This window comes from Streptomyces sp. PSU-S4-23 (genome assembly GCF_055632315.1).
The window spans coordinates 7,491,172-7,517,478 of record NZ_JBVMUU010000002.1 but is presented as its reverse complement, the minus strand read 5'-3'; the positions used below and the strand labels follow the sequence as shown (position 1 = coordinate 7,517,478).

The window sequence follows — 26,307 nt, the reverse complement described above, 5'->3', positions numbered from 1 at the left end:
CTTGCCGCGCCCCCCGCGCAGAGCGGGGGGCTGCCGCTCGGGGTACCCAGCCAGCCGGGACCTCTTCGACTTCGCGGGGCGGTACCACCGGCTCACGGGCACCCGGTGCGAGCCCCCAGCCCGTGCAGGGTCCGGGGCCCCGCTGCCGGGCGGTGGCCGGGGCACCCGTCTGCTGCGGCTCGCCCGTCACGGCATGAGCTGGTAGTCGGGGAAGTTCCCCGGCAGCCGCTCCCCCGCCGGGCCCTGGGTCACCGCCCGGACCAGGAGCTCGCCGCCCACGAACGCGCCGCGCCAGGACGCGCCGAAGCCGCCGAAGAGCTCGTCGCGGTCGCCGCGGGAGCGTGGCGTGCCGTGGCCGACCTTGAACGCGCGAATCTGCGGGGCGAGCCGGTCGTACGTCGCCCTGTCGTCCGTGGAGAGCGTGGCGACCAGGGCCCCGTTCGACGCGTTCATCGCCGCCAGCAGCTCCGCCTCCGTGTCGACCAGGACGATCGTGTCGACCGGGCCGAACGGTTCCGCGTGGTGCAGCGGGGAGGACGAGGGCGGGTTCAAGAGGGTCACGGGGTGGACATACGCCGACGTGTCCTGGCCGGGCAGGAAGCGGGCGTCGGCCGCCCTGCCGCGGTGCAGCGGGATCGCGCCGCGGTTGACGGCCTCGGCGACCTGGTCGGTCAGGTCCTTGGCCTTGGCCGCGTTGATCACCGGGCCGAAGTCCAGGTCCGGGCAGGGGTCGGTGCGCTTCTCCACCGCCAGCGGGTGGCCGACCCTGAGGGTGCGGACCGCGGGCAGGTACGCCGACAGGAACTCGTCGAACAGGGAGCGCTGGACGACGAAGCGCGGATAAGCCGTGCAGCGCTGTTTGCCGTAGTCGAAGAGCTTCGGGACGACCGCCGTGAGGGACTCCCAGTCCGTGTAGTTCCAGATGCCCCAGGTGTTCAGGCCCTCCTGCTCGAGAATGTGCCGTTTTCCCAGGTCGGCGACGGCGGTGGCAACGGCGGCGCCCGTGTCGCGGCCGCCGACGAAGGAGACACAGCCGATCTCGGGGGCCCGTACCAGCGCGTCCGACAGCTCTCCTCCGCTGCCGCTGACGAGGGTGGCGGGTATCCCCTCACGGGCGGCGAGTGCGCAGGCCAGGGTGAGGCAGGCGACACCGCCGTCGGTCGGGGCCTTGGCGATGACCGCGTTGCCCGCCAGGGCCTGCACCAGCATGGCGTGCACGAGCACGCTCATCGGGTAGTTCCAGCTCGCGATGTTCGAGACCGGGCCGTCCAGCGGACCCCGGTCGCCGATCATCTGTTCTATTCCGTCGACGTACCAGCGCACGCCGTCGACGGCCCGGTCCACGTCGGCCTGGGCCAGCCGCCATGGCTTGCCGATCTCCCACACGAGCAGGAGGGCGAGCAGTTCGCGGTGCTCGGTGAGGGCGTCGAGGGTCGCGGCGACCCGGGCCCGGCGTTCGGGCAGGGGCACATGGCGCCAGGCCCGGTGCCGGTCCAGGGCGGCTCGTACCGCGCGCCGGGCGGTGCCCCGGTCGAGGCGGGGCGGGCCCGCGACGGGGCTGCCGTCGACCGGGCTGGTGGCGGGCAGCGCCCGGCCGTCCGCCTGCCAGACGGAGTCCCAGAGGTTGAGGACACGGTCGTCCCGGAACGCCTCGGGGGCGACGGTGAGGCAGCGCTGCCAGGCGTCGGACCATGAGGTACCGGATTTGAGGGTGAGGGTCTGTGCCATTCGGTTGCTCCGCTCTCGGTGCACAGTCGGGGGCGGGAGGTGCACGGCCGGTGCGGCGCTCGGGACGCACATGTCGTGCGCGGATGTCGTGCGCGGATGTCGTGGGGCGGCAGCCGCCGGGGGTGACGGGAAGCAGCCGTGGTGCCGGGGGCCGGCTCAGGGCGACGACGGAGGCCGCCGTGGGGCGAGGCGATGGAGGCCGGCCGTGCTGCGGATGCCGGGCCGCCGGTACTGCGGATGCTGCCGTCGTACGCGGCGAGTCGTACGCGGCGCGTTGTCGTCTGGTGTGGAACGAACGGTCGTCCTACGAAACGATGGTGGTGACCTGGCACGAAACGGAACAGTCACCTCGCGGCGACTATGAGTGACGTCACGCCGTTCCTTCCAGTATCGCCAGTGCCAGCCGCGCTGTCTCGGTAGGAGTGCTCCCCACGCTGACCCCTACCGCCTCCAGGGCCTCCTTCTTCGCGCGTGCCGTGCCGGAGGAGCCCGAGACGATCGCGCCCGCGTGACCCATGGTCTTTCCCTCGGGGGCGGTGAAGCCGGCGATGTAGCCGACGACCGGCTTGGTGACGTGCTCGCGGATGTAGGCGGCGGCACGTTCCTCCGCGTCGCCGCCGATCTCGCCGATCATCACGATCAGTTCGGTGTCGGCGTCGGCCTCGAAGGCGGCCAGGCAGTCGATGTGGGTCGTGCCGACGACCGGGTCGCCGCCGATGCCGACGCACGTCGAGAAGCCGATGTCCCGCAGCTCGTACATCAGCTGGTAGGTGAGCGTGCCGGACTTGGAGACCAGGCCGATGCGTCCCGGCTTGGTGATGTCGGCGGGGATGATGCCCGCGTTCGACTGCCCGGGAGTGATCAGGCCGGGACAGTTGGGGCCGATGATCCTGGTGCCCTTGGACTTCGCGTACGCGTGGAAGGCGACCGAGTCGTGCACGGGGATGCCCTCGGTGATGACGACGGCGAGGCCGATACCGGCGTCGGCGGCCTCGATGACGGCCGCCTTGGCGAACGCGGGCGGGACGAAGACGACGGTGACGTCGGCCCCGGTCGCCGCCATGCCCTCACGGACCGAGCCGAAGACGGGGACGGCGCCGGGGGTGCCTCCAGGGCCCTCAGGCCACCGGGGGACACCGAAGTCGACGGTGCGGCCGGCCTTGCGCGGGTTGACGCCGCCGACGACGTCGGTGCCGGCGGCGAGCATGCGGCGGGTGTGCTTCATGCCCTCGCCCCCGGTCATGCCCTGGACGAGGACCTTGCTCTCCTTGGTGAGGTAGATGGCCATGGCGGGCTCCTTCAGGCGGCGTTGGCGAGTTGGGCGGCCCGGCGGGCGGCGCCGTCCATGGCGCTGACCTGCTGGACCAGGGGATGCCGGCGGGCGTCGAGGATCGCGCGTCCCCGGGCGGCGTTGTTGCCGTCGAGCCGTACCACCAACGGTTTGGTCAGCCGGACGGAGTCCAGGGCCCGCACGATGCCGTCGGCGACCGCGTCGCAGGCGGTGATGCCACCGAAGACGTTGACGAGGACCGACTTCACCGCCGGGTCGGAGAGGATGACGGACAGCCCGTCGGCCATGGTCTGGGCGGAGGCTCCGCCACCGATGTCGAGGAAGTTGGCGGGGCGGGCGCCGCAGCCCGCGACCACGTCCAGTGTCGACATGACGAGGCCGGCGCCGTTGCCGATGATGCCGACTTCACCGTCCAGTTTCACGTAGTTGAGGCCCTTGGCGGCGGCCCGCGCCTCCAGGAGGTCGTCGCGTTCGGCGTCGTCGGTGCCCCAACGGGCCTGCCGGAACCGGGCGTTGTCGTCGAGGGTGATCTTGCCGTCGAGCGCGAGGATCCGTCCTCGCGTGGTGCGCACGAGGGGGTTGACCTCGACGAGTACGGCGTCCTCGCGGACGAGCACCTCCCACAGGCGTACGAGTACGTCGACGGTCTGCGGGGGCAGTCCGGCCGCTTCGGCGATCTCGCCCGCCTTCGCGGAGGTGACGCCGTCGGCGGGGTCGACGGGTATGCGCGCCACCGCTTCGGGCCTGGTGGCGGCGACCTCCTCGATCTCCATGCCGCCCTGCGCGGAGGCGATCGCGAGGAAGCGGCCGGCCGCGCGGTCGAGGACGTAGCCGACGTAGAACTCGTGCTCGATGTCCACGGGCTGGGCCAGCATCACCCTGCCGACCGTGTGCCCGTTGATGTCCATGCCGAGGATCTGGCGTGCCGTCAGTTCGGCGGCGGCCGGATCCGCGGCCGGCTTGACGCCGCCCGCCTTGCCGCGGCCCCCGGCCTTCACCTGCGCCTTGACGACGACCCGGCCACCCAGCCTGCGGGCGATCTCACGCGCCTCCTTCGGCGAGTCCGTGACCTCGGCCCTCGGCACCACGATGCCGTATTCCTCGAAGAGTTCCCTTGCCTGGTGTTCGTACAGGTCCATCTCGGCTCCCGTCTGCCAAGTCGTCGAGCAGTGATGCGGAGCGATCGCGACGCGATCGGGAGGCGATCGGAGGCGACCGTGAAGCGATGCGAACCGATGGCCGAGCGCCGCGAAGTCATCGACGGGCGGCCGCGCGATGACTGAAAAGTGCCGCACACCCCCTGGACACCACCCACCGGATGCGGGATAACAAGCTTCATACAGTATTCGTCGACTGTATGCAATGTACCGCGAGAGCGTTCCAACCCCCCTACGAAGGGACAGGACTTCGCCATGCCCGACGACAGCAGCGACAAGAGCACGGCCCTCATCTCCGGTGGGCATCTGGTCGCCAAGGCACTCAGAGCGGAGGGTGTCGAGGTCATCTACACCTTGTGCGGCGGCCACATCATCGACATCTACGACGGCTGCGTGGACGAAGGCATCGAGGTCGTCGACGTACGCCACGAGCAGGTCGCCGCCCACGCCGCCGACGGCTACGCACGCATCACCGGCAGGCCCGGCTGCGCGGTCGTCACGGCGGGCCCGGGCACGACCGACGCCGTCACCGGTGTCGCCAACGCCTTCCGCGCCGAGTCCCCGATGCTGCTGATCGGCGGCCAGGGGGCCCTGACCCAGCACAAGATGGGGTCCCTGCAGGACCTGCCGCACGTCGACATGATGGCGCCGATCACCAAGTTCGCGGCGACCGTGCCGGACACGGCGCGCGTCGCGGACATGGTGTCGATGGCGTTCCGCGAGTGCTACCACGGCGCACCCGGCCCCTCCTTCCTGGAGATCCCGCGCGACGTCCTCGACGCCAAGGTCCCGGTGGACAAGGCACGCCTGCCGAAGGCCGGTCGCTACCGGGCCTCGACCCGTTCGGCCGGCGACCCCGAAGCCGTCGAGAAGCTGGCCGACCTGCTCGTGCACGCGGAGAAGCCGGCCGTCCTGCTGGGCAGCCAGGTGTGGACGACCCGCGGCACCGAGGCGGCCGTCGAGCTGGTGCGGACCCTGAACATCCCCGCGTACATGAACGGCGCGGGGCGCGGCACGCTGCCTCCGGGGGACCCGCACCACTTCCAGCTGTCGCGCCGGTACGCGTTCTCCCACGCCGACCTCATCGTCGTCGTCGGCACGCCCTTCGACTTCCGCATGGGCTACGGCAAGCGGCTGTCGCCGGACGCGACCGTCGTGCAGATCGACCTCGACTACCGGACCGTCGGCAAGAACCGGGACATCGATCTCGGGATCGTGGGCGATGCCGGACTGGTCCTGAAGTCGGTGACCGAGGCGGCCTCCGGACGCGTCGACGGCGGCGCCTCCCGGCGCAAGGAGTGGCTCGACGAGCTGCGCGCGGTCGAGCAGGCGGCGACCGAGAAGCGGCTGCCCCAGCTGAGGTCGGACGCCTCGCCGATCCACCCGTACCGCCTGGTCAGCGAGATCAACGACTTCCTCACCGAGGACTCCCTCTACATCGGTGACGGCGGCGACATCGTCACCTTCTCCGGGCAGGTCGTCCAGCCCAAGTCTCCGGGCCACTGGATGGACCCGGGCCCGCTGGGCACGCTCGGCGTCGGTATCCCCTTCGTCCTGGCGGCCAAGCAGGCGCGGCCCGACAAGGAAGTGGTCGCCCTCTTCGGCGACGGCGCCTTCTCCCTCACCGGCTGGGACTTCGAGACCCTCGTCCGCTACGACCTCCCCTTCGTCGGCATCGTCGGCAACAACTCCTCCATGAACCAGATCCGTTACGGCCAGGCCCAGAAGTACGGCCCGGAGCGCCAACGCGTGGGCAACACGCTCGGCGACGTCCGCTACGACAAGTTCGCGCAGATGCTGGGCGGCTACGGCGAGGAGGTGCGCGACCCCGCCGACATCGCACCCGCGCTGCAGCGGGCCCGTGAGTCCGGGAAGCCCTCGCTGATCAACGTCTGGGTCGACCCGGACGCGTACGCCCCCGGAACCATGAACCAGACGATGTACAAGTGAGGTGACCCGGGTGACCACCGAGACCACCGAGACCACCACGACCGCCGGGACCGCCGGGACCGCCGGAACCGCCACGACCGGGCGGACCACGATGTCACGGCCCGCCAGGGCACTGGACGGCATCCGCGTACTGGACATGACGCACGTGCAGTCCGGGCCCTCCGCCACCCAGCTGCTGGCCTGGCTCGGCGCGGACGTCGTCAAGCTGGAGGCGCCGACCGGTGACATCACGCGCGGGCAGTTGCGCGACCTCCCGGACGTCGACTCCCTCTACTTCACCATGCTCAACTGCAACAAGCGGAGCATCACCCTCAACACCAAGACCGAGCGGGGCAAGGAGATCCTCACCGAGCTGATCCGGCGCTCCGACGTCATGGTCGAGAACTTCGGGCCCGGAGCGGTCGACCGCATGGGTTTCACCTGGGACCGCATCCAGGAGATCAATCCACGGATCGTCTATGCCTCCATCAAGGGGTTCGGCGACGGCCCGTACACCGGCTTCAAGGCGTACGAGGTGGTCGCGCAGGCCATGGGCGGATCGATGTCGACCACCGGCTTCGAGGACGGGCCGCCGCTGGCGACGGGGGCCCAGATCGGGGACTCGGGCACCGGCGTCCACGCCGTGGCGGGCATCCTCGCGGCGCTGTACCAGCGGGAGCGCACCGGGCGCGGGCAGCGGGTCAACGTGGCCATGCAGCACGCCGTGCTCAACCTCTGCCGGGTGAAGCTGCGCGATCAGCAGCGCCTGGCCCATGGCCCGCTCGCCGAATACCCCAACGAGGACTTCGGCGACGAGGTTCCCCGCTCGGGAAACGCCTCCGGCGGGGGCCAGCCCGGCTGGGCGGTCAAGTGCGCGCCGGGCGGCCCGAACGACTACGTGTATGTGATCGTGCAGCCCGTCGGCTGGAAGCCGATCACCGATCTCATCGGCCGGCCCGAGCTCGCGGACGACCCGGAGTGGGCGACACCGAAGGCCCGGCTGCCCAAGCTCAACAAGATGTTCCAGCTGATCGAGGAGTGGTCCTCGACGCTGCCCAAGTGGGAAGTGCTGGAACGGCTCAACGCCCACAACATCCCGTGCGGGCCGATCCTGTCGACCAAGGAGATCATCGAGGACGAGTCGCTGGCCGCCAACGAGATGGTGGTACGCGTACCGCACCCCGAGCGCGGCGAGTTCGTCACCGTCGGCAGCCCCCTCAAGCTCTCCGACTCCCCCGTCGAGGTGACGAGTTCACCCCTGCTCGGGGAGCACAACGAAGAGGTCTACATCGGTGAGCTGGGCCTCGGGGACGAGGAGCTGCGCCTGCTCAAGTCGAACGGAGTGATCTGACGTGATGGCCGAAGACCGGGTGCTGAGGGTGCGGTCGCTCCTCGACACCGTGCGGGCCGAGGGGCGGACCGCGCTGACGGCACCCGAGGGCAAGGTGATCGCCGACGCGTACGGGATCGCCGTACCGGGCGAGGAGCTGGCGACGGACGTCGACGAGGCCGTCGCGTACGCGGCGCGCTTCGGCGGCCCGGTCGTCATGAAGATCGTCTCCCCGGACATCCTGCACAAGACCGACGCCGGCGGTGTCGTCGTCGGCGTGGAGGGCGCCGCGGACGTGCGCGCCGCCTTCCACCGGATCATCGACAACGCGCGCGCCTACGACGCCGACGCCCGCATCGAGGGCGTGCAGATCCAGGAGCTGCTCCCCCAGGGGCAGGAGGTCATCGTCGGGGCGGTCACCGATCCGACGTTCGGGAAGGTGGTGGCCTTCGGGCTCGGCGGGGTGCTCGTGGAGGTCCTCAAGGACATCACGTTCCGGCTCGCGCCCGTGGACGCCGACGAGGCGCTGTCGATGCTGGACTCGATCCGTGCGGCACAGGTCCTGCGCGGGGTGCGCGGCCGGCCGGGCGTGGACCGCTGGGCCCTCGCCGAGCAGATCCGCCGCGTCTCCCATCTCGTCGCGGACTTCCCGGAGATCGCCGAGGTCGACCTCAACCCGGTGATCGCCACCCCGCAGGGCGCCGTCGCCGCGGACATCCGCGTGATCCTCGCACAGGAACAGCCGACGCCCCGGCGCACCTACACGCGCGAGGAGATCCTCGCCTCCATGCGGCGCCTGATGCAGCCGTCCTCCGTCGCCGTGATCGGTGCCTCCAACGAGCAGGGGAAGATCGGCAATTCGGTCATGCGCAACCTCATCGACGGCGGTTTCCCCGGGGAGATCCACCCGGTGAACCCCAAGGCCGATGACATTCTGGGCCGCAAGGCGTACAAGAGTGTCACGGACGTTCCCGGAGAGGTGGATGTGGCGGTCTTCGCCATCCCCGCCCGGTTCGTGGCCCCCGCCCTGGAGGAGGTGGGACGCAAGAAGATCCCCAACGCGGTGCTGATCCCCTCCGGGTTCGCGGAGACCGGAGAGCACGAGCTGCAGGCCGAGATCGTGGCGATCGCCGAGCGGTACGGCGTCCGGCTGCTCGGGCCGAACATCTACGGCTACTACTCGACGTGGCAGGACCTGTGCGCCACGTTCTGCACACCGTACGACGTCAAGGGCGGTGTCGCGCTGACCTCCCAGTCGGGCGGCATCGGGATGGCCATCCTGGGCTTCGCCCGCGCCACCAAGACGGGAGTGTCGGCGATCGTGGGCCTCGGCAACAAGTCGGACCTCGACGAGGACGACCTGCTGACCTGGTTCGGCGAGGATCCGCACACCGAGTGCATCGCCATGCACCTGGAGGACCTCAAGGACGGGCGCGCCTTCGTGGAGGCCGCCCGCGCGACCGTGCCGAGGAAGCCGGTCGTGGTCCTGAAGGCCGGCCGTACCGCGGCGGGCGCGAAGGCCGCCGGCTCGCACACCGGGGCGCTGGCGGGCGACGACGCCGTGTACGACGACATCCTGCGGCAGGCCGGTGTCATCAGGGCGCCCGGGCTGAACGACATGCTGGAGTACGCGCGCGCGTTGCCGGTGCTGCCCGCCCCCAAGGGCGACAACGTCGTGATCATCACCGGCGCCGGCGGCAGCGGTGTCCTGCTGTCCGACGCGGTCACCGACAACGGGCTGTCCCTGATGGAGATCCCGCCGGACCTCGACGCGTCCTTCCGCGCGTTCATCCCGCCCTTCGGCGCCGCGGGCAACCCGGTGGACATCACCGGCGGCGAGCCGCCGTCGACGTACGAGGCGACCATCCGGCTGGGCCTTCAGGACCCGCGCGTCCACGCGCTGGTGCTGGGCTACTGGCACACCATCGTGACCCCGCCGATGGTCTTCGCCGAGCTCACCGCACGCGTGGTGGCCGAATTCCGGGAGCGCGGCGTCGAGAAGCCGGTGGTGGCGTCGCTCGCCGGTGATGTCGAGGTCGAGGAGGCATGCCGGTACCTGTACGAGCGTGGGGTCGTCGCGTACCCGTACACGACCGAGAAGCCGGTGGCCGTGCTCGGCGCGAAGTACCGCTGGGCGCGTGCGGCAGGTGTGTTGGGGGGCGGGTCATGAGATGAGTGAACGCGGGGACGGCCGACGGTGCGCGTCGGCCGCTCCCCGGACCCGTGCGCGCACGAAAGGCATTGGACAGGGGGCGCTGGCCAGAACTTTCGACGCAAGGGGTAATGAGCCATGGCAACCACCGACTACTCGACATCCGTCCCCTACAGGGAGGTGACGGACCGCAACGGCCGCGTGTACCGGATAGGCGAGTCGGACGCCGACATCATGGGCCGGACACGTAAGTGGATGGTCATCCTGCCCTGGGTGGGCATGATGGGCATCAGCTCCGCCGAGTACGCGTTCACGTCGGCGGAGGACACGCTCCACGAGGCCCACCTGTGGAGCAGCGGACACATCTTCTGGCTGATGGGCGTCTGGGTGTTCTTCCAGGCGGCCGTGGCCTTCCCCGCCGGCCGGCTGCGGGAGAGCGGCCGGCTGCCCGCCCGCACGGCGATGCTGATCGGCGCGCTCGGCACCCTGCTGGGCTATCTGTCGCTGGCCTTCGCACCGCACGTGCTCGTCGCCTACCTCGGCTTCGGCATGTGCAGCGGCATCGGGGCCGGCCTCGTCTACGCGACCTGCGTGAACATGGTCGGCAAGTGGTATCCGGAGCGCAAGGGCGGCAAGACGGGCTTCGTCAACGGCGGTTTCGCCTACGGGTCCGTGCCCTTCGTGTTCCTGTTCACCTCGGTGCTCGACCTGAGCAACTACACGATCGTGCTCAGCGCCGTCGGCATCGGGCTGTGCCTGGTGGTGGCCGCGGCCGGCTGGTTCTTCAAGGACCCGCCGAAGAACTGGTGGCCCGCGCACGTCGACCCGCTGAAAGCGACCGACGACCCGAGGATACGCAGGGCGCTGGCGAAGAACCCGCCGGCGGTCAGGCAGTACACCCCGAAGGAGGCCGCCCGCACCCCCGTCCTGTGGATGATGTGGTTCTGCCTGCTGTGCACGGCGGGCATCAACATCTTCGGCATCGCCTTCCAGGTGCCGTTCGGCAAGGACATGGGGTTCGCGGGCGGCATCGTCGCCACGGCGATGTCCCTGAAGGCCATCGTCAACGGCACCGGGCGCGGTGTCATCGGCTGGATATCGGACCGCTACGGCCGCCGCAGCACCCTGGTCATCGTCTGTGTCGTGCTCGGCACGGCCCAGTTCGGCGTGCTGGTGTCCGGGCAGATGGGCAGCATGCCGTTCTTCCTTGCCTGCTCCATGGTGTCCGGCTTCGGCGGCGGGGCGATCTTCCCGCTGTTCGCGGCCATGACGGCGGACTACTTCGGTGAGAACAACAACGCCGCCAACTACGGAATGGTCTACAGCTCGAAGCTGGTCTCGGGCCTGGTCGGCTCCGGTCTGGGCGCGGTCGTCGTCGGCGAGTGGGACTACGACGGCGCGTTCGTCCTGGCGGGCTCCATCGGCCTGGCCTCCGCAGTACTGGCCCTCTTCCTGAAGGCACCGGGCAGGCCGAACGCCCGGCGCATCGTCCCCAACCCGCATCCGCTCGGCGAGGAGATGGCGTGACATGACGGCAGACCCCGTAGCCGCGAACAGCTCGTCGGCCGGTGCCGGTGCCGGTGCCGGTGCCGGTGCCGACGCCGGTGCCGACGCCGCGAACCGTCCCTACCGTGAAGTGACCGACGCCCATGGCCGCGTCTACCGCATCGGCGAGAGCGACCGTGACATCCTCGGCCACTCGCGCAAGCTCATGGTGTATCTCCCGTGGATCGCCATGATGGCCATCAGCGTCTTCGAGTACGCGTACGGCTCCGCGGAGGACACCCTGTCCCACGCGCACGGCTGGACGCAGAGCAACACCTTCTGGATCCTCAGCGTCTGGGTCTTCTTCCAGGCCGGTGTCGCCTTCCCGGCCGGCTGGCTGCGGGAGAAGGGCGTACTGACCGCCCGCGCCGCCATGTACACCGGGGCCGGGATGTGCGTCGTCGGCTTCCTCGCCCTGTCGCACCTGAGCGATGTCCGGCTCGCGATCCTGGGCTTCGGCGTCATCGGGGGCATCGGCGCCGGCCTCGTCTACGCGACCTGCATCAACATGGTCGGCAAGTGGTTCCCCGAGCGGCGCGGTGCCCGGACCGGCTTCGTCAACGGCGGATTCGCCTATGGATCGCTGCCGTTCATCTTCATCTTCAACTACGCGTTCGACACCGCGAACTACCACCGGGTGCTGGACCTCATCGGCTGCTACATCATGATCGTGGTGTTCGGATGCGCGTTCTTCTTCAAGGACCCGCCGAAGAACTGGTGGCCCGAGGACATCGATCCGCTCACCTTCTCCGGCGACCGGAAGAACGCGGCGAGCCTCGCCAAGAATCCCCCGGCGGCCAGGCAGTACACGCCCAAGGAGGCCATCCGGACCGGCATGCTGCCGCTGATGTGGGTGTCCATCGTGATGACGGCCGGCGTGTCAATCTTCGGTATCTCCTTCCAGGTCGACTACGCCAAGGAGGTCGGCTTCGGCCCCCTGGTGGCGGCGTCCTCGATGGGTGTCATGGCCGTCATCAACGGCATCGGACGCGGTGTCGTCGGCTGGATGTCGGACAGGTGGGGCCGCAAGCAGACCCTGGTGTTCGTCATCGTCGTCCTGGGCCTGGCCCAGTTCGGCGTGATCCTGGCCGGTGACATCAAGAGTGAATGGCTGTTCCTGTTCTTCGCCTTCCTCTCCGGCTTCGGCGGCGGCGCGTTCTACCCGATGTTCGCGGCCCTCACCCCGGACTACTTCGGCGAGAACTACAACGCCACCAACTACGGCCTGGTCTACAGCGGCAAGCTGATCAGCGGTCTGTTCGGCGGCGGCCTGGGGTCCATGGTGGTGGGGGCCTGGGGCTACGACGGCGCCTACGCCCTGGCAGGCGGTGTCTCGCTGGTCGCGGCGGCGATCGCCCTGCTGCTGCGTCAGCCGGGGCGGAGCGGCACCCCCGCGACCGCTCCGCAGCCGCAGGCCGCGGGCTGACGGCGCGCCCGGCGTGCGACAGGGCCCTCCCCGGCGCGGGGAGGGCCCTGTCGGCTGCGGGGGCCGTGGCCCGGCACGAGCACCAGCACGGGCACGGGCACAGGCACAGGCACGGGCACGGGCACGGGCACGGGCACGGGGCGTGCTCAGCACCTCGTGCGCAGGGCGTGCAGATACGCGCTGGAGCGGCGGGCGAAGGTGAACGACTCCGTCGGGTTGTCGTGCTCGGCCTGCCAGTGGTGGGCCAGACGCTCGCCGCGCAGCCGGGTCACGGCGGAGATGAACCGCCGGTAGTCGATGTCGCCGTCGCCGACGTCCACCATGCGGTAGCCGAACTCGTCCGACGGGTCGCTCACCCCGTCCTTCACGTGGAACAGCGGATAGCGGTGGGGCTGCCCGAGCACGTAGTCGAGGGGTTCGAAGGGCGCGGGTGTGCCGTCGGGCCGCCGGGAGAAGCGGAACTGGCCGGCGTACGCCCAGAAGATGTCCATCTCCAGGTAGACGAGGCCGGGATCGGTCTCGGCGAGCAGCACGTCGTAGAGCCGGACCGTCGGGTCGTCCTCGGCGAAGGAGAACTCGTCGGAGTGGTTGTGCTGGTAGAACTTCATGCCGCGTGCCCTGGCCGCCGCCCCGTACGTGTTGAAGTCCTCGGCGGCGCGTTTCCAGGCGTCGACGGTCGAGCCGTAGCGGAACGGGCCCGAGGCGGTGCCGATGTGCTTGAGGCCGAGGGCCTCGGCGTCGTCCAGGACCCGGGTGAGGTTCTGCGCGAACGTGTAGGCGGCGGGGTCGCCGGAGTAGTAGCCGACATGGCTGCCGATCGGGGTCAGGCCGTGGTCCCCGGCCAGCCGCTTCAGCTGGTCGAGGGTGATCGGGCCCGCCGAGCCCTGGGTGTAGCCGGCGAACTCCACCTCGTCGTAGCCGTACTTCTCCAGTTCGGCGAACACGGGAGCGAAGCCGATCGTGGAGACCTTGTCGCGCAGGCTGTAGAGCTGGATGCCGAGCCGTCCGGGCGGCAGCACCGGACGGCCGCGGCCCGCGGCGGCGGACGCCGTGTCCGCGGCGGCGGCAGCGGGAGCCGCGGCGGCGCCCAGCAGCGCGGCCGCGGTGGCGCCCGCGGCCACGCCGAGCATGCCTCGTCTGCTGAGGCGGTGGGTGAGTTCGGGATCGGGCTGGGAGATGCGGCTCATTGCCTGCGACTCCTCGGTGTCGGAGGGCGTTGTCGGTGGTGGGTGCTTCACTGGTGACCAGTCGGATCCGACGGGCCGGTGGGCCGGCCCTCAGGCGAGACCGGCGAGGTGGAGCAGGAGTGACTTCACGTCGGTGGCCGCGACGCGGTCGCCGACGGCACGGGGGGTGGAGCAGATGAGGAGCGGACCGTCGTCGTCGCTCAGGGGAAGGCGGCCGTGGCTGCCGCGAATAGGTGACGGGTCGAGGGGCACGACCGCCATGCGGTAGCGCAGGCCCAGTTTCTTGCGGGCCAGGGCGGTCGCCGCCTTGACCTTGACGTAGGGGTCGAGGGGGTCCATGAACAGCTCGACCGGGTCGTAGCCGGGTTTGCGGTGGATCTCGACGAGCCGCGCGAAGTCGGGCGCGCGGGCGTCGTCGAGCCAGTAGTAGTACGTGAACCAGGCGTCCGGCTCCGCTACGGCGACGATGTCGCCGGAGCGCGGATGGTCGAGATGGTGGGTCTTCTTGCCCTCGTCGTCGAGGAGTTGCCCGATGCCGGGCAGAGCGGCGAGTGCGGCCCTGGTGGCGTCGAGGTCCTCGGGGCGGCGCACATAGACATGGGCGATCTGGTGGTCTGCGACCGCGAACGCGCGCGATGCCATCGGGTCGAGGTACTCCATGCCGTCCTGCGTGTGCACCTCGAGCAGCCCTGCGCGGCGCAGTGCCCGGTTGATGTCGACCGGGCGGGTCACGCGGGTGATGCCGTACTCGGACAGCGCGACGACGGTACGGCCCTCGGCGAGGGCGTCGTCCAGCAGCGGTGCCAGGGTGGCGTCGAGTTCGGTGGCCGCCCTCAGCGAGCGCGGGTCGTCGGGCCCGAAGCGCTGCAGGTCGTAGTCGAGGTGAGGGAGGTAGCACAGCGTCAGATCGGGATGGCGGGTGCGCATCACATACCGGGTCGCGTCGGTGATCCAGCGGCTGGAGACCAGGTCGGCGCCGGGGCCCCAGAAGTGGAAGAGGGGGAACGTGCCGAAGCGCTCGGTGAGTTCGTCGTGCAGGGCCGGGGGCCTGGTGTAGCAGTCGGGTTCCTTGCGGCCGTCGGCGTAGTAGACCGGACGGGGGGTGACGGTGATGTCGGTGTCGGCGCCCATGGCGTACCACCAGCAGATGTTGGCGACCGTGTAGCCGGGGTGCGCGCGCCGGGCCGCGTCCCACAGCTTGTCTCCGGCGACGAGACCGTTGTGCTGCCGCCACAGCAGTACGTCGCCGAGTTCGCGGAAGTACCAGCCGTTGCCGACGATGCCGTGCTCGGACGGCAGGGTGCCGGTGAGGAAGGTGGACTGGGCGGCGCAGGTGACGGCCGGCAGGACGGTGCCGAGCGCGGCGCGGGAGCCGCGTTGGCCGAGGGTCTTGAGGTGGGGCATGTGGTCGAGGAGGCGGGGGGTGAGACCGACGACGTCCAGAACCAGCAGCGGGGTGGGGGCGCCCGGCGCGGTCGCCGGTGCAGGTGCCGGTGCCGGTGGCCGGGTCATGGCAGCTCCTTGAGGCCGAGGTCCGTCAACAGGTCGCGGGCGAGGGCGAGTTCGGCGGCGATGCCGTCGGTGAGCTGGGTGCGCCCGCGGGGGCGCAGCTCGGGTGGGAGGGCCTGCCAGGTGTAGGTCTCCACCTCCAGGTGCGGGGTGAGCGGGTGCGGGCCGCCGACGAGCCGGGTCAGGGCGGTCCTGAGGACGGGGAGTGTGGAGGTGAGGGGCGCGGCGGGTGCCGCGTGCAGCGGGACGTGGACATGGGTGCGCCATGGCGCGGTGCCGGGAAGGGCGTCGCCTTCGAGGGCCTCGCCGAGGTCGTCGGTGCCGTGCAGGCCGGTGGCGGTGAGCGTGCGGGTCTGGTGCAGGAAGCGGGGTTCGGCGAAGGCGGCGAGGGCCTCGCGGACCTCCGGGCGACGGGGGTGCTCGGCGTGCAGGGCCGCCGACAGCTGGGATTTGACGATGGGGACGTGGGCTTGTGTGAGCGCGTCCAGCGCGGTGTCCGGATCTTCGAAGGAGGTGGCGAGATGGCAGGTGTCGACGCAGACGCCGACACGGTGGTGGCCGATCGCGGTGAGGGGGGCGATGGCGTCGCCCGTGGTCTCGACGGTGCACCCGGGTTCCGGCTCCAGTCCGACGCGCAGGGAGCGCCCGGTCAGTTCCGCCAGGGCGTCGAGGCGTTCACCGAGGGTGCGCAGCGCCGTGCGGGCCGTCGTCGTGCGCTGCTCGTCCGCGGCGGTGCGCCAGGCGATCGGCAGCGTGGAGATGCTGCCCTCGGTGATGTCGTCGGGGAGCAGTGCGGCCAGGACCCGGGCGAGGGCGGTGGTGTGGCGGAGGCGTTCGGGATCGGCCCAGTCCGGGGTGTAGACGCGGTACTTGACCTGCTGGGCGCCGAAGCCGCGGTAGGGGAAGCCGTTGAGGGTGACGACCTCCAGGCCCCGGCGGTCGAGTCCGGTGCGCAGCGCGCGCAGGGCGGAAGGATCGCCCACCAGGGCGTGGGCGGCGTCGGCGGCGAGCCACAGCCCGATGCCGAGGCGGTCGCGGCCGAGACGGCGGCGGACGGGCTCGCAGTGGTCGCGGAGCTGGGCGAGGACGCCGTCCAGGGTCTCGGCCGGGTGGACGTTGGTGCAGTAGGAGAGGTGGACGGTCGAGCCGTCGGGGTGGCGGAAGCGCATGGGTCACGCCTCCGTGGCGGGGGCACCGGCAGTCGTGCCCTCCGGGGCGCCGGCTTCGGGGGCGCCGCCGCGCAGGACGGAGTTGCCCTCGTGGGTGACACCGGTGGCGGCGACGTCGAGGTTCAGGCGGCCGCTGAGCCCGTAGAAGGCGACGGGGTTGCGCCACAGGACCAGGTCGACGTCGTCCTCGGTGAAGCCCTCGGCGAGCATCAGGTCACCGACCCTGCGGGTCTTGAGCGGGTCGCTCCTGCCCCAGTCGGCGGCCGAGTTCACCAGGACCCGCTCGGGCCCGTAGGCGCGCAGGATCGCCACCATCCGCTCCTCGTCCATCTTGGTGTCGGGGTAGACGGAGAAGCCGAGCCAGCAGCCGCTGTCCTTGGCCTCCTTGACGGTGGTCTCGTTGAGGTGGTCGACCAGGACGCGTTCCATGGGCAGCGCGGACTCGCGGACCACGTCGAGGGTGCGGCGCAGTCCGGAGAGCTTGTCGCGGTGCGGGGTGTGGACGAGCGCGGGCAGTTCGTGGTCGGCGGCGAGCTGGAGCTGGGCGGACAGCGCGGTGTCCTCCGCGGGGGTCATGGAGTCGTAGCCGATCTCGCCGACGGCCACGACGTGGTCCTTGACGAGATACCGGGGCAGCGCGTCGAGGACGGGGACGCAGCGGGGGTCGTTGGCCTCCTTGGGGTTGAGCGCGAGGGTGCAGTGGTGCGCGATGCCGTACTGGGCGGCGCGGAAGGGTTCCCAGCCCAGGAGGGAGTCGAAGTAGTCGAGGAAGGAGGCGGGAGAGGTGCGGGGCTGGCCGAGCCAGAAGGAGGGCTCGACCACGGCGCGGACTCCGGCGGCGTACATGGCCTCGTAGTCGTCGGTGGTGCGTGACGTCATGTGGATGTGGGGGTCGAAGATGCGCATCAGGACTCCTTGCCGTGGCGGTCGTCCATGGCGTGCGGTGGGGTCGCGGTCCCGGTCAGGGCGAGGACGCGGTACAGGTCGTCGGGCACGGGACGGCCCGCGGCGGTGCGTTCGTCGGCGTAGTCGCCGAGCATGCGGGCGAGTTCGGTGTCGCCGCGGGCGCGCCGGGGCAGTTCGGCGACGGCGTCCACCGGGACCCCGGTGAACAGGCACTTCAGCACGGCGTGCCGCCAGGGGTGCGGGGCGAGGTGCCGGGCGGCGTAGGGGCCGACGGCGGCGGCCAGCAGCCGGGTGTCGTTGGTGCGCAGCGCGTCCTCGACGAGCGGGACGGCGTCGGCGCCCGGCAGGAGGTGGGGCAGGGCGTGCAGGAGGGCGCGGCGCTCGTCGGCGGTGCCCTGGTGGTAGACGCGGGTGAGGGCGTCCGGGCCGGGGTGGGCCGCGTGCAGGATGAGGACGCGGGCGGCGTCGGCGTACGCGGGGCCGCACCTGCGTCCGGCCTCGGCCAGGCGCAGCTCCCACACGGAGATGGGTCCGTGGGCGCCGGGGTGGGCGGCGGCCTCGCCCAGGGCCTTGTCGAGCCAGGCGCGGGCGGGCCCGCCGAGGCGGGCGGAGAGGTGGGCCTGCAGTTCGCCCAGGGGGGTGAGGGCCGGGGTGCTGCCGCCGGCCGGGGTGTCCGGTGCGGCGTGCGGGTGGGTCATGCGGTGCTCCCTTCTGGGGTGGCGGAGGGCTCACCGGTGGGGGCGGTGGCGCCCGCGGGTGCGTCGGCCGCCGTGTGCGGTGGCATCCGCGCGGCGGCCGCTGCGCCGGCGGCCGCCGCCTCGTGGAGGAAGGGAAGGGAGACTGCCGCGAGGTGGGGTCCGGCGTGGGAGTGGCGGGGCAGTTCGACGACGGTCAGGCCCCGGTAGGCGGTGGCGGACAGGGCCGCGAGGGCGGCCGGGACGTCGACGTCGCCGTCCCCGAACGGCAGGTGTTCGTGGCGGCCGCGGCGCATGTCCTCGATCTGGACGTGGCGCAGCCAGGGGGCGGCCGCGCGGACGCAGTCGGCCGGGGGGAGGGGTTCCAGGCAGTGGCAGTGGCCGATGTCGAGGGTGAGGCCGAGGTGTCCGGGGTCGCCGAGGGCGCGTCGCAGGCGGTGGAAGTCGTCGAGGGTGGCGAGGAGGTGACCGGGTTCGGGTTCCACGGCGAGGGGGACGCCGGCGTCGGTGGCGGCCTCCAGGACGGGGGTGAGCGCCCCGGTCAGCCGCTGCCAGGCCGTGTCCTCATCCGTTCCGCCGGGGGCGGTGCCGCTGAAGCAGTGCAGCGCGTGCGCGCCGAGGTCGGCCGCGACCCGGACGGCCCGGGTGAGCAGGCCGACGCGGCGGGCGCGGTCGTCCGGGTCGGGATCCAGCAGGGTGGGGCCGTGTTTGCGGCGCGGGTCGAGCACATAGCGGGCGCCCGTCTCCACGGTGACCTCCAGGCCGAGCGCCGCCAGCCGGTGCGCGACCCGGCGGGTGCGTGCGGCGAGGTCCGGGGCCAGCGGGTCGAGGTGCATGTGGTCGAGGGTGAGTCCCACGCCGTCGTAGCCGAGGTCGGCGAGCAGGCCGAGGGCGTCGTCGAGGCGGAGGTCGGTGAGGCCGTTGGTGCCGTAGCCGAAGCGCAGGGGGTCGGGCCGGGCGGCCTGCCCCCTGGCCGGTGTGGTCCGCGGGAGGCGTGTCCTTGAGGTCATGTCACGCTCACCTTTCTCGCGAACCTCGCGGCGGCGGGGGCCAGGGCCACGGTGAGCAGCGCGGCGGCGGGGGCGCCGGAGCGGGCGGACAGCGCGGCCTGGAGGGGGATCGTGGCGCGGATGCCGCCGCCGACGGCCCGCTGGGTGAGCGGGGGTGAGGGGTTGAGGGCGGCGTGGGCGTAGGGGCGGGCGGCGGTGGCGGCGTACGCGGCGGCGAGGGCGGCGCACAGGGCCTGCCCGGGGGTGTGGGGGCGGACCGGGGTGACGCGGGTGCCGGTGGCCGCGGCCTCGGCGCGCCGCCGGGTCAGCAGCCGGGCCAGGGCTCCGGTCGTGGCCAGCGCGGTCAGCGGGGCCAGGGGTGAGCCGCCGCGGGTTTCGTGACGGGACACGGTGGTGACCGCGAGGGTGTGGGCGCCGAGCAGGGCGGCCGAGGGGAGCGCCGGGCGGATGCGGCCCGCGCTCGCCGCGGCGCCGAGGAGCAGGTCAAGGCCGCGGGCGGCGGCCATGGCGGCCGGGCCCGCCGGGCTGCGTTTCAGGGCCAGGTCGTACGCCCACACCGTGGCGGCCAGGGGGGTGGCGACGGCGAGGGCGGGGCGGCCGGCGCGGGAGGCGAGGACCAGGCCCGCCGCGGTGAGGGCGCAGGCCGCCGCGAGGGCCGCGCCGGGGCGGATGCGACCGGAGGGGAGGGGGCGGTGCGGGCGTTCGGCGGCGTCCTCGTCGCGGTCGGCCCAGTCGTTGAGGGCCATGCCCGCCTCGTAGAGACACAGGGAGGAGCCGATGGCCAGCAGGGTGCGGCGGTCGGGGTGGGCAGCGGCGGTGGCCGCGCCGGCCAGTGCGTCACCGGGGACGGTGAAGAGGGCGGGCAGGCGGAGCAGTTCGGTCCAGGCGCGCAGGCAGCCGTCGCGGTCCCGTGCGCTCCCTCCGTGCGGACCGGGCGCGGCCAGCGGTGCGGTGGCCGCGCCGGCGGCGGGCCGGGGTACGGTCGTCGCGCCGGCGGCGGGCGGGGGTGCGGTCCTGTCGCCCCGGCTCATCGCGGCTCCCCCGGGCGCCCCTCGGCCCGTGCGTGCCGCAGCCGCTCGGCGAGCCCCGCCAGCGCCGCGTACTGCTCCCCCAGCGCCGAGGGCCCCTCCCCCACCGGGTCCTTGAAGTAGAAGCCCAGCTCGCCCATCGGGCCGGACAGGCCCGCCTCGTGTGCGCGCAGCACCAGCCGGGCCAGATCGAGGACCAGCGGTGCGGCCAGCGCCGAGTCGCAGCCCTGCCAGATGGTCTGCAGCACCATGCGCGTGCCGAGGAACCCTTCGAAGGCGACGTGGTCCCAGGCGGTCTTCCAGTCGCCGAGGGCGGGGACGTCGTCGATGTGGACCTCCCCCTCGACCGCGGTGCCGAGGGTGTCGGCGAGGACCCTCTCCTTGCCCGCGTTCTTGGCGGCCGCCGCGCCAGGGTCGGCCAGTGCGGCGCCGTCGCCGCCGCCCAGCAGATTGGTCCCGGACCAGGCCCGCACCGCCAGGGCACGCTGCGCGAACATGGGTCCCAGGACCGAGCGCAGCAGCGTCTGGCCGGTCTTGCCGTCGCGCCCCGCGTACGGCAGCCCGCTCGCCGCCACCGCCGGTGCCAGCGCGGGATGGTGCAGGCCGGTGGACGGGGTGAAGTTCACGTACGGGCAGCCCGCCCGCAGCGCGGCCGCCGCGTACAGCGAACTGGGCGGGAGGGCGTCGCCGGTGGCGGAAGGCTCGGTGGACGCCACGTTGACGACCACCGCCCCCGCCGGGGCGCACCGCCGTACGAAGTCCCCGATGTCCGCGGCGAAGGCGGCGATCAGCTGCGCCTCGTCCCGTGTGTCGCCGGGCACCGGGCCGCCCGGCCTGATCTCGCGGTCGGCGGCGGCGAGTTCCGCCGTCACGGCGGACGGGAGACCGGGCGGCAGCACTCCGCCCGCCGCGAGCGCCTCCGCCCGCTTGGGCAGGGGGCAGTCCACGGTGTCGTGGCCGCCGAAGACGAGGGACGACAGGGCGGGCAGGCCGCAGTCGGCGAACGGGGGTGTCTCGGTGACCATGCCCGTGGGCGGGTGCAGGCCCGCGGTCATCGCGGCGCACCCCGCGACGACGGTGGTGGCGACGGAGCCGCGGGCGCCGATCAGCCACACCCCGGCGGGGCCTCGGGAGGGGAACGCGGACATGGGCAGCCTCCTTGTCGGGACCTGCCGCCGACGGGCCGGGGCCCGAAGGCGGCGGTACGAAGACGGCGGTACGAAGACGGCGGTACGAAGACGGCGGGACGAAGACGGCGGGCGGGAGTCCGGCGTCCCCCGCCCGCCGCCGCTCAGTCGCCCTTCGCGGGCAGTTCCTTGATCCGGATGTCGCGGAAGGACACCTGGTCGTCGGCGCTGTGGTTCTGGATGCCGATGTGTCCGTCGCGCAGGCTCCGGGCCGGATCGGTGCTGGTGAAATCGTTGATCTTCACGCCGTTGAGCCAGACGCGGAGGCGTTCGCCCTCCACGCGGATCTCGTACGTGTTCCACCGGCCCGGCGGGTTCAGCGCACGGTCGCGCCGGTCCAGGTCGGCGGACTGGAAGCCGTAGACGGCCCCGGTCGTCTTCTCGGGCACGTCGGTGGCGTCGATCTGGATCTCGTAGCCGTTGTCGACGGCCGACCACGGGTCGTCCGAGGGCGGGAAGCCCACGAAGACACCGGAGTTGTCGTCGCCGGCCGTCTTCCAGTCGAGCTTCAGCGAGTACGAGGAGAAGCCCGAGGCGGCGTACCAGAGCAGGCCCATGCCGCCGGACGAGGTGAGGGTGCCGTCGTCGTCCAGGGTGAAGGAGCCCGGGCCCGCCTGCTTCCATCCGGACAGCGAGCCGGCGGTGCCGTCGAAGAGCGGGCGGTAGCCGTTCTCCGGGCGGCAGTCCGCGCGGGCGTCACCGATCGCCCACCGGATGCCGCCCAGCAGGTGGCTGCGGAAGGCGGGTTCGGCGTAGGACTCCTTGGTGTGGCCGCCGCCGGTGTAGAAGGCGCGGCCGCCCCGGTAGTTCTGGCACCAGGCGATGGGATGGTCGCCGTTCATGGTGCCGCCGGTGTACGACGCCTCGTTGAGCGAGGCCAGCACATGGGCCCGTTCCCGGGGGTTGGAGCGGTAGTTGTACCACTCGTCGGTGCGGTCCCAGGTCTGCGCGAGGTGCGAGGTCGCCGGGTGGGCGCGGTCCTCGACGTTCAGCTCCGCCGGCTGGATCGCCGGGTGCGACTGGAAGTAGGCGCCGGCGAGACCGCCGTAGAACGCCCAGTCGTACTCGGTGTCGGCGGCGGCGTGAATGCCCACGTAGCCGCCGCCGTGGCGGATGTAGTCCTCGAAGGCCCGCTGCTGCGCGGTGTCGAGGACGTCCCCTGTCGTCGACAGGAACACGACCGCGTCATAGCGGCGCAGGTTCCCCGCGGTGAACGCGCCCGCGTCCTCGGTCGCGTCGACGGCGAACCCGCCGCTCTCGCCGAGTTCCCTGAGCGCCGCGACGCCGTCCGGGATCGAGTCGTGCCGGAACCCGGCCGTCTTGGAGAAGACCAGCACCCGTCTGCCGTCCGCGGCGTGCGAGGCCGCGGGACCCGAGACGCAGCCGAGCAGCAGGGCGGCTCCCACGACCGCGGTGGTCAGTCGGCCCGTTGAGACCATGGTGTGCCTCCTGTCAGCCGGTGGTGAAGGTGAAGTCGTCCACGTCGAACAGGGCGCCGGAGCCGCTGCTCCCCTTGAAGACCAGGTAGAGCGTGGTGGTGCCCCTCGGCGCGTGGGACAGCTCCGCGGCGACGTCCTGGAAGGTCTCCCAGCCGCCGGTGACGGGCACGGTCGCCGTGCCGAGCAGGGTGCCCGTGGCCGAGCCCGCACGGACCTCCAGGGTGCCGCCCGCGCCGCCGGAGGAGATGCGCGCCGTGATCTTCTCGGCGCCGCTCAGGACGTAGGGGGTGAACGAGATCCAGTCGCCGTCGTCGATGTCGCCGACCGTCCTGCCGCCGTGCGCGGTGTCCTTGGTGATCAGCGAGACGCCGGAGGCGTTGCCGAAGTGCTCGGCCTGGCGGTGCCGGGGCTGGGTGACGTTCTGGTCGTGCGAGGTGAGGGGGGCCTGTCCGCCGCCCCCGCCGTCGGTGTACTCGGCGTCGAACACCCCGAAGATGTCGGCGTCCTCGTCATGGCCGCCGTCGGCACTGGTCTGAATCGTGCCGGAGCAGCCGTTCGCCGAGGTGAGCGGGTGGCCGTGGCTGTCGTGGCCGAGGATGAAGGTGACCTTGACCTTCGCGCAGTCGACGGCCGCGCCGTCCTCGGGGTCGGTGACCCTCACCTTGAACGGGACGGCGTCACCGAAGGCGAACAGCTGCCCGTCCTTGGGAAGTTCGAGCACCACCTTGGGCGCGGTGTTGCCGACGACGATCTGCACGCTCGCGCTGCCGGTACGCCCGGAGGGGTCCTTGGCGGTCAGGGTCGCGGTGTACGTGCCGTTCTTCTTGTACCGGTGCGCCGGATCGGCCGCCGTCGAGGTGGCGCCGTCGCCGAAGTCCCAGCTGTAGGTGAGCGCGTCGCCGTCCTGGTCGCTGGTTCCCTCGGAGGTGAACCGCACCCGCATCGGAGCCCGGCCCGAGGTGCGGTCGGCCGCCGCCTGCGCCACCGGCGAGTGACCGTCGGTCGCGTTCTCGATGCGGTACAGGGCCGAGTTCTCGTCACCGCCGAACCACGCGGTGCCGTAGTCCAGGACGTACAGTGCGCCGTCGGGCCCGAAGGCCATGTCCATCACCTGGGTGCCGGTCCAGGGGACGGGGTTGATGGACCGCACGGTGCCGTCCGCGTCGCTCGTGATCCGCTTGATCCAGCGGCGGCCGAACTCTCCGGCGAAGAAGTCGCCGTCGTACGCCTGCGGGAACTTCACCGGCGAGTCGAGCGCGGGGTCGTAGTGGTAGACCGGGCCGCCCATCGGGGACTCGGAGCCATCGCCGAACTCGGGCACGGACGGGCCGTCGTAGGGGATCCAGGCGGGCTGCGCGGGGGGCAGGTCGGTCAGGCCCGTGTTGTGGGGCGAGGTGTTCCTCGGGGCGTCGCAGTCGAACGACGCGCCCGACGTCTTCGTCCCGAAGTCGTAGTCGACGTAGGCGTCGTTCCTGCCCGTGCAGTAGGGCCAGCCGAAGTTGCCGGGGCCGGTGACGCGGGCGAACTCGACCTGGCCGCCGGGACCGCGTGCCGGGTCGGCGGCGCCGGCGTCGGGGCCGTAGTCGCCGACGTAGAGGATGCCCGTCTGCTTGTCCACGCTGAAGCGGAACGGGTTGCGGAAGCCCATCGCGTAGATCTCGGGGCGTGTCCTGTCGGTGCCGGGCGGGAAGAGGTTGCCGTCGGGTATCGCGTACGAGCCGTCGGCGTTCACCTTGATGCGCAGGATCTTGCCGCGCAGGTCGTCGGTGTTTCCGGCCGAACGCTGGGCGTCGAAGGCGGGGTTGCGGTCGGCGCGTTCGTCGATGGGCGTGTAGCCGTCCGACTGGAAGGGGTTGGTGTCGTCGCCGGTCGACAGGTAGAGGTTGCCGGCGGCGTCGAAGTCGATGTCGCCGCCGACGTGGCAGCAGATGCCGCGCGAGGTGGGGACCTCCAGGATCTTCTTCTCACCGGCGGTGTCGAGGGTGCCGTCGGTGTTCAGGACGAAGCGGGAGAGGCGGTTCACGCCGTCGAAGGGCGCGAAGTCGGCGGCGGTGCCGGTCTCCGGGGCGTCTCCCGCGGGGGTGTTCAGGGGCGGTGCGTAGTAGAGGTAGATGAAGCGGTTGTGGGTGAAGTCCGGGTCGACGCCGACGCCTTGGAGGCCCTCCTCGTCGTGGGAGTAGACGTCGAGCTTGCCGACGAGCCGGGTGGTGCCCGCCGCGTCGGTGAGGCGCAGTTCGCCGTCGCGCGAGGTGTGCAGGACCGAGCGGTCGGGGAGGACGGCGAGCGACATGGGCTCGCCGACCTCCGCCTCGCCCTTGGCGAGGGTGACCTGCTGGAAGTCCTCGGCGGCCGTGGCCGTGGTCCCCGGGTCGGTGACGGCTGCGCCGGCCCGGGGTGCGGTGAGGGTGAGGCCGGCGCCCGCGAGCAGGGCCGCGCCGAACAGGGCGAGTGCGGTGCGCAGCCGGGGGCGCCGGCCGTGGGTCGCTGGTCTGCCGGTGGTGGTGGGGCGGTCGTTCCCGTGCACGAATGCCTCCAGAAAGGGGCCGGTTGTACGGGGCGGGTGCGGTGCGCCGGGATGCGCCGTCATCCCGGAGAGCTGGGGAGCCGTGGTGGTCAGTTGCCGAACGCCGCGTCGAACGATGCCGACGGCGGCTCGAAGTCGTACGCCTTGAGGCGGGTCAGGGCCTCGGGCGCGCCCTGCAGCCGGTCCATGCCCGCGTCCTCCCACTCGACGGAGACGGGGCCCTGGTAGCCGATGGAGCGCAGCATCCGGAAGACGTCCTCCCAGGGGACGTCGCCGTGGCCTGCGGACACGAAGTCCCAGCCGCGGCGCGGGTCGCCCCAGGGCAGGTGGGAGCCCAGGCGGCCGTTTCGGCCGTCGAGGCGCGTGCGGGCCTCCTTGCAGTCGACGTGGTAAATCCGGTCGCGGAAGTCCCACAGGAAGCCGACCGGGTCCAGGTCCTGCCACACGAAATGGGAGGGGTCGAAGTTCAGGCCGAAGGCGGGCCGGTGGCCCACGGCCTCCATGGCGCGGTGGGTCGTCCAGTAGTCGTAGGCGATCTCGCCGGGGTGGACCTCGTGCGCGAACCGCACGCCCTCGGCGTCGAAGACGTCGAGGACGGGGTTCCAGCGCGCGGCGAAGTCCTCGTAGCCGCGCTCGATCATCGCCTCGGGGGCGGGCGGGAACATGGCGACCAGGTGCCAGATGGCGGAGCCGGTGAAGCCGATGACGGTGTCGACGCCGAACGCGGCCGCGGCGCGCGCGGTGTCGGCGATCTCGGCGGCGGCCCGGCGGCGTACGCCCTCGGCGTCGCCGTCGCCCCAGATGCGGGCCGGCAGGATGGCCTGGTGGCGTTCGTCGATGACGGCGTCGCAGACGGCCTGGCCGACCAGGTGGTTGGAGACGGCCCAGCACTTCAGCCCGTACTTGTCGAGGAGTTCGTGGCGCGAGGCGATGTAGCGGGGGTCGGCGAGGGCCTTGTCGACCTCGAAGTGGTCTCCCCAGCAGGCGAGTTCGAGCCCGTCGTAGCCGAAGTCGCGGGCCAGGCGGCAGACCTCCTCAAGGGGCAGGTCCGCCCATTGGCCGGTGAAGAGCGTGAAGGTGCGCGGCATTGGCGGG

The 26,307-nt window shown here is 71.9% G+C and carries 19 protein-coding genes; 5 read left to right on the top strand and 14 right to left on the bottom strand.

Translation table 11 applies throughout. The features are described from left to right. Window positions 1–186 precede the first annotated feature (186 nt). The 3 genes from ACZ79I_RS33970 to sucC all read right to left on the bottom strand — a co-directional run bounded on the left by ACZ79I_RS33970 (window position 187) and on the right by sucC (window position 4,158). Window positions 187–1,728: an aldehyde dehydrogenase family protein gene (locus tag ACZ79I_RS33970; protein ID WP_471502694.1), complete on the bottom strand. Its 1,542-nt coding sequence runs from the start codon at window positions 1,726–1,728 to the stop codon at window positions 187–189. A gap of 370 nt (window positions 1,729–2,098) precedes the next feature. Next, window positions 2,099–3,016 carry a succinate--CoA ligase subunit alpha gene (gene sucD / locus ACZ79I_RS33965; protein WP_471502692.1) on the bottom strand — a complete coding sequence of 306 codons (918 nt, stop codon included), beginning with the start codon at window positions 3,014–3,016 and terminating at the stop codon, window positions 2,099–2,101. Between the two features lie 11 nt (window positions 3,017–3,027). Further along, on the bottom strand, window positions 3,028–4,158 hold the full coding sequence (gene sucC / locus ACZ79I_RS33960; protein WP_471502690.1) for an ADP-forming succinate--CoA ligase subunit beta: 1,131 nt from the start codon (window positions 4,156–4,158) through the stop codon (window positions 3,028–3,030). Between the two features lie 273 nt (window positions 4,159–4,431). On the opposite strand from sucC, the gene ACZ79I_RS33955 reads away from it, so the two are divergent. The 5 genes from ACZ79I_RS33955 to ACZ79I_RS33935 all read left to right on the top strand — a co-directional run bounded on the left by ACZ79I_RS33955 (window position 4,432) and on the right by ACZ79I_RS33935 (window position 12,558). After that, entirely contained in the window at window positions 4,432–6,126 is a 1,695-nt protein-coding gene (locus ACZ79I_RS33955) for a thiamine pyrophosphate-binding protein (RefSeq protein ID WP_471502688.1), read from the top strand. Between the two features lie 91 nt (window positions 6,127–6,217). Next, window positions 6,218–7,456: a formyl-CoA transferase gene (frc, locus tag ACZ79I_RS33950; RefSeq protein ID WP_471505369.1), complete on the top strand. Its 1,239-nt coding sequence runs from the start codon at window positions 6,218–6,220 to the stop codon at window positions 7,454–7,456. Window positions 7,457–7,460: 4 nt separating this feature from the next. Further along, window positions 7,461–9,605, top strand: coding sequence for an acetate--CoA ligase family protein (locus ACZ79I_RS33945; protein WP_471505367.1), 2,145 nt, complete (start codon window positions 7,461–7,463; stop codon window positions 9,603–9,605). A 120-nt stretch (window positions 9,606–9,725) separates the two neighbouring features. Continuing rightward, the gene (locus ACZ79I_RS33940) at window positions 9,726–11,114 is read left to right on the top strand and encodes an OFA family MFS transporter (protein WP_471502686.1); all 1,389 of its coding nucleotides are present in this window, start codon (window positions 9,726–9,728) and stop codon (window positions 11,112–11,114) included. Between the two features lies 1 nt (window position 11,115). Next, the gene (locus ACZ79I_RS33935) at window positions 11,116–12,558 is read left to right on the top strand and encodes an OFA family MFS transporter (RefSeq protein WP_471502684.1); all 1,443 of its coding nucleotides are present in this window, start codon (window positions 11,116–11,118) and stop codon (window positions 12,556–12,558) included. A 146-nt stretch (window positions 12,559–12,704) separates the two neighbouring features. On the opposite strand, the gene ACZ79I_RS33930 is transcribed toward ACZ79I_RS33935, so the two are convergent. From ACZ79I_RS33930 to ACZ79I_RS33880, 11 genes are all read right to left on the bottom strand, one after another. Then, entirely contained in the window at window positions 12,705–13,745 is a 1,041-nt protein-coding gene (locus tag ACZ79I_RS33930) for a sugar phosphate isomerase/epimerase family protein (RefSeq protein WP_471502682.1), read from the bottom strand. Window positions 13,746–13,835: 90 nt separating this feature from the next. Beyond that, complete coding sequence (locus tag ACZ79I_RS33925) at window positions 13,836–15,257, bottom strand: nucleotide pyrophosphatase/phosphodiesterase family protein (protein WP_471502680.1); 1,422 nt, start codon at window positions 15,255–15,257, stop codon at window positions 13,836–13,838. Next, window positions 15,254–16,423: a metabolite traffic protein EboE gene (gene eboE, locus ACZ79I_RS33920; RefSeq protein WP_471502678.1), complete on the bottom strand. Its 1,170-nt coding sequence runs from the start codon at window positions 16,421–16,423 to the stop codon at window positions 15,254–15,256. The genes ACZ79I_RS33925 and eboE overlap by 4 nt, the downstream gene beginning before the upstream one ends. A 3-nt stretch (window positions 16,424–16,426) precedes the next feature. Next, entirely contained in the window at window positions 16,427–17,329 is a 903-nt protein-coding gene (locus ACZ79I_RS33915) for a TatD family hydrolase (protein ID WP_471502676.1), read from the bottom strand. After that, the gene (locus tag ACZ79I_RS33910) at window positions 17,329–18,027 is read right to left on the bottom strand and encodes an EboA domain-containing protein (RefSeq protein WP_471502674.1); all 699 of its coding nucleotides are present in this window, start codon (window positions 18,025–18,027) and stop codon (window positions 17,329–17,331) included. Before ACZ79I_RS33910 ends, ACZ79I_RS33915 begins: the two co-directional genes overlap by 1 nt. Then, window positions 18,024–19,034, bottom strand: coding sequence for a sugar phosphate isomerase/epimerase family protein (locus ACZ79I_RS33905; RefSeq protein WP_471502672.1), 1,011 nt, complete (start codon window positions 19,032–19,034; stop codon window positions 18,024–18,026). Before ACZ79I_RS33905 ends, ACZ79I_RS33910 begins: the two co-directional genes overlap by 4 nt. Beyond that, window positions 19,031–20,065: an SCO3242 family prenyltransferase gene (locus tag ACZ79I_RS33900; RefSeq protein ID WP_471502671.1), complete on the bottom strand. Its 1,035-nt coding sequence runs from the start codon at window positions 20,063–20,065 to the stop codon at window positions 19,031–19,033. Before ACZ79I_RS33900 ends, ACZ79I_RS33905 begins: the two co-directional genes overlap by 4 nt. Beyond that, window positions 20,062–21,210, bottom strand: a complete 1,149-nt coding sequence (locus tag ACZ79I_RS33895; RefSeq protein ID WP_471502669.1) for an inositol-3-phosphate synthase — start codon at window positions 21,208–21,210, stop codon at window positions 20,062–20,064. Before ACZ79I_RS33895 ends, ACZ79I_RS33900 begins: the two co-directional genes overlap by 4 nt. A gap of 143 nt (window positions 21,211–21,353) precedes the next feature. Beyond that, a complete protein-coding gene (locus tag ACZ79I_RS33890; protein ID WP_471502667.1) occupies window positions 21,354–22,688 on the bottom strand; it encodes a ThuA domain-containing protein in 1,335 nt (444 codons plus the stop codon). Window positions 22,689–22,701: 13 nt separating this feature from the next. After that, the gene (locus ACZ79I_RS33885) at window positions 22,702–25,212 is read right to left on the bottom strand and encodes a PQQ-dependent sugar dehydrogenase (protein ID WP_471502665.1); all 2,511 of its coding nucleotides are present in this window, start codon (window positions 25,210–25,212) and stop codon (window positions 22,702–22,704) included. Between the two features lie 89 nt (window positions 25,213–25,301). Then, window positions 25,302–26,300: a sugar phosphate isomerase/epimerase family protein gene (locus ACZ79I_RS33880; RefSeq protein ID WP_471502663.1), complete on the bottom strand. Its 999-nt coding sequence runs from the start codon at window positions 26,298–26,300 to the stop codon at window positions 25,302–25,304. Window positions 26,301–26,307: the final 7 nt, after the last annotated feature.

Excerpts from the sequence above, each read along its gene's own strand:
- ACZ79I_RS33970 (WP_471502694.1), bottom strand. The coding sequence starts at position 1,728 with ATGGCACAGACCCTCACCCTCAAATCCGGTACCTCATGGTCCGACGCC.
- sucD (WP_471502692.1), bottom strand. The coding sequence starts at position 3,016 with ATGGCCATCTACCTCACCAAGGAGAGCAAGGTCCTCGTCCAGGGCATG.
- sucC (WP_471502690.1), bottom strand. The coding sequence starts at position 4,158 with ATGGACCTGTACGAACACCAGGCAAGGGAACTCTTCGAGGAATACGGC.
- ACZ79I_RS33955 (WP_471502688.1), top strand. The coding sequence starts at position 4,432 with ATGCCCGACGACAGCAGCGACAAGAGCACGGCCCTCATCTCCGGTGGG.
- frc (WP_471505369.1), top strand. The coding sequence starts at position 6,218 with ATGTCACGGCCCGCCAGGGCACTGGACGGCATCCGCGTACTGGACATG.
- ACZ79I_RS33945 (WP_471505367.1), top strand. The coding sequence starts at position 7,461 with ATGGCCGAAGACCGGGTGCTGAGGGTGCGGTCGCTCCTCGACACCGTG.
- ACZ79I_RS33940 (WP_471502686.1), top strand. The coding sequence starts at position 9,726 with ATGGCAACCACCGACTACTCGACATCCGTCCCCTACAGGGAGGTGACG.
- ACZ79I_RS33935 (WP_471502684.1), top strand. The coding sequence starts at position 11,116 with ATGACGGCAGACCCCGTAGCCGCGAACAGCTCGTCGGCCGGTGCCGGT.
- ACZ79I_RS33930 (WP_471502682.1), bottom strand. The coding sequence starts at position 13,745 with ATGAGCCGCATCTCCCAGCCCGATCCCGAACTCACCCACCGCCTCAGC.
- ACZ79I_RS33925 (WP_471502680.1), bottom strand. The coding sequence starts at position 15,257 with ATGACCCGGCCACCGGCACCGGCACCTGCACCGGCGACCGCGCCGGGC.
- eboE (WP_471502678.1), bottom strand. The coding sequence starts at position 16,423 with ATGCGCTTCCGCCACCCCGACGGCTCGACCGTCCACCTCTCCTACTGC.
- ACZ79I_RS33915 (WP_471502676.1), bottom strand. The coding sequence starts at position 17,329 with ATGCGCATCTTCGACCCCCACATCCACATGACGTCACGCACCACCGAC.
- ACZ79I_RS33910 (WP_471502674.1), bottom strand. The coding sequence starts at position 18,027 with ATGACCCACCCGCACGCCGCACCGGACACCCCGGCCGGCGGCAGCACC.
- ACZ79I_RS33905 (WP_471502672.1), bottom strand. The coding sequence starts at position 19,034 with ATGACCTCAAGGACACGCCTCCCGCGGACCACACCGGCCAGGGGGCAG.
- ACZ79I_RS33900 (WP_471502671.1), bottom strand. The coding sequence starts at position 20,065 with ATGAGCCGGGGCGACAGGACCGCACCCCCGCCCGCCGCCGGCGCGACG.
- ACZ79I_RS33895 (WP_471502669.1), bottom strand. The coding sequence starts at position 21,210 with ATGTCCGCGTTCCCCTCCCGAGGCCCCGCCGGGGTGTGGCTGATCGGC.
- ACZ79I_RS33890 (WP_471502667.1), bottom strand. The coding sequence starts at position 22,688 with ATGGTCTCAACGGGCCGACTGACCACCGCGGTCGTGGGAGCCGCCCTG.
- ACZ79I_RS33880 (WP_471502663.1), bottom strand. The coding sequence starts at position 26,300 with ATGCCGCGCACCTTCACGCTCTTCACCGGCCAATGGGCGGACCTGCCC.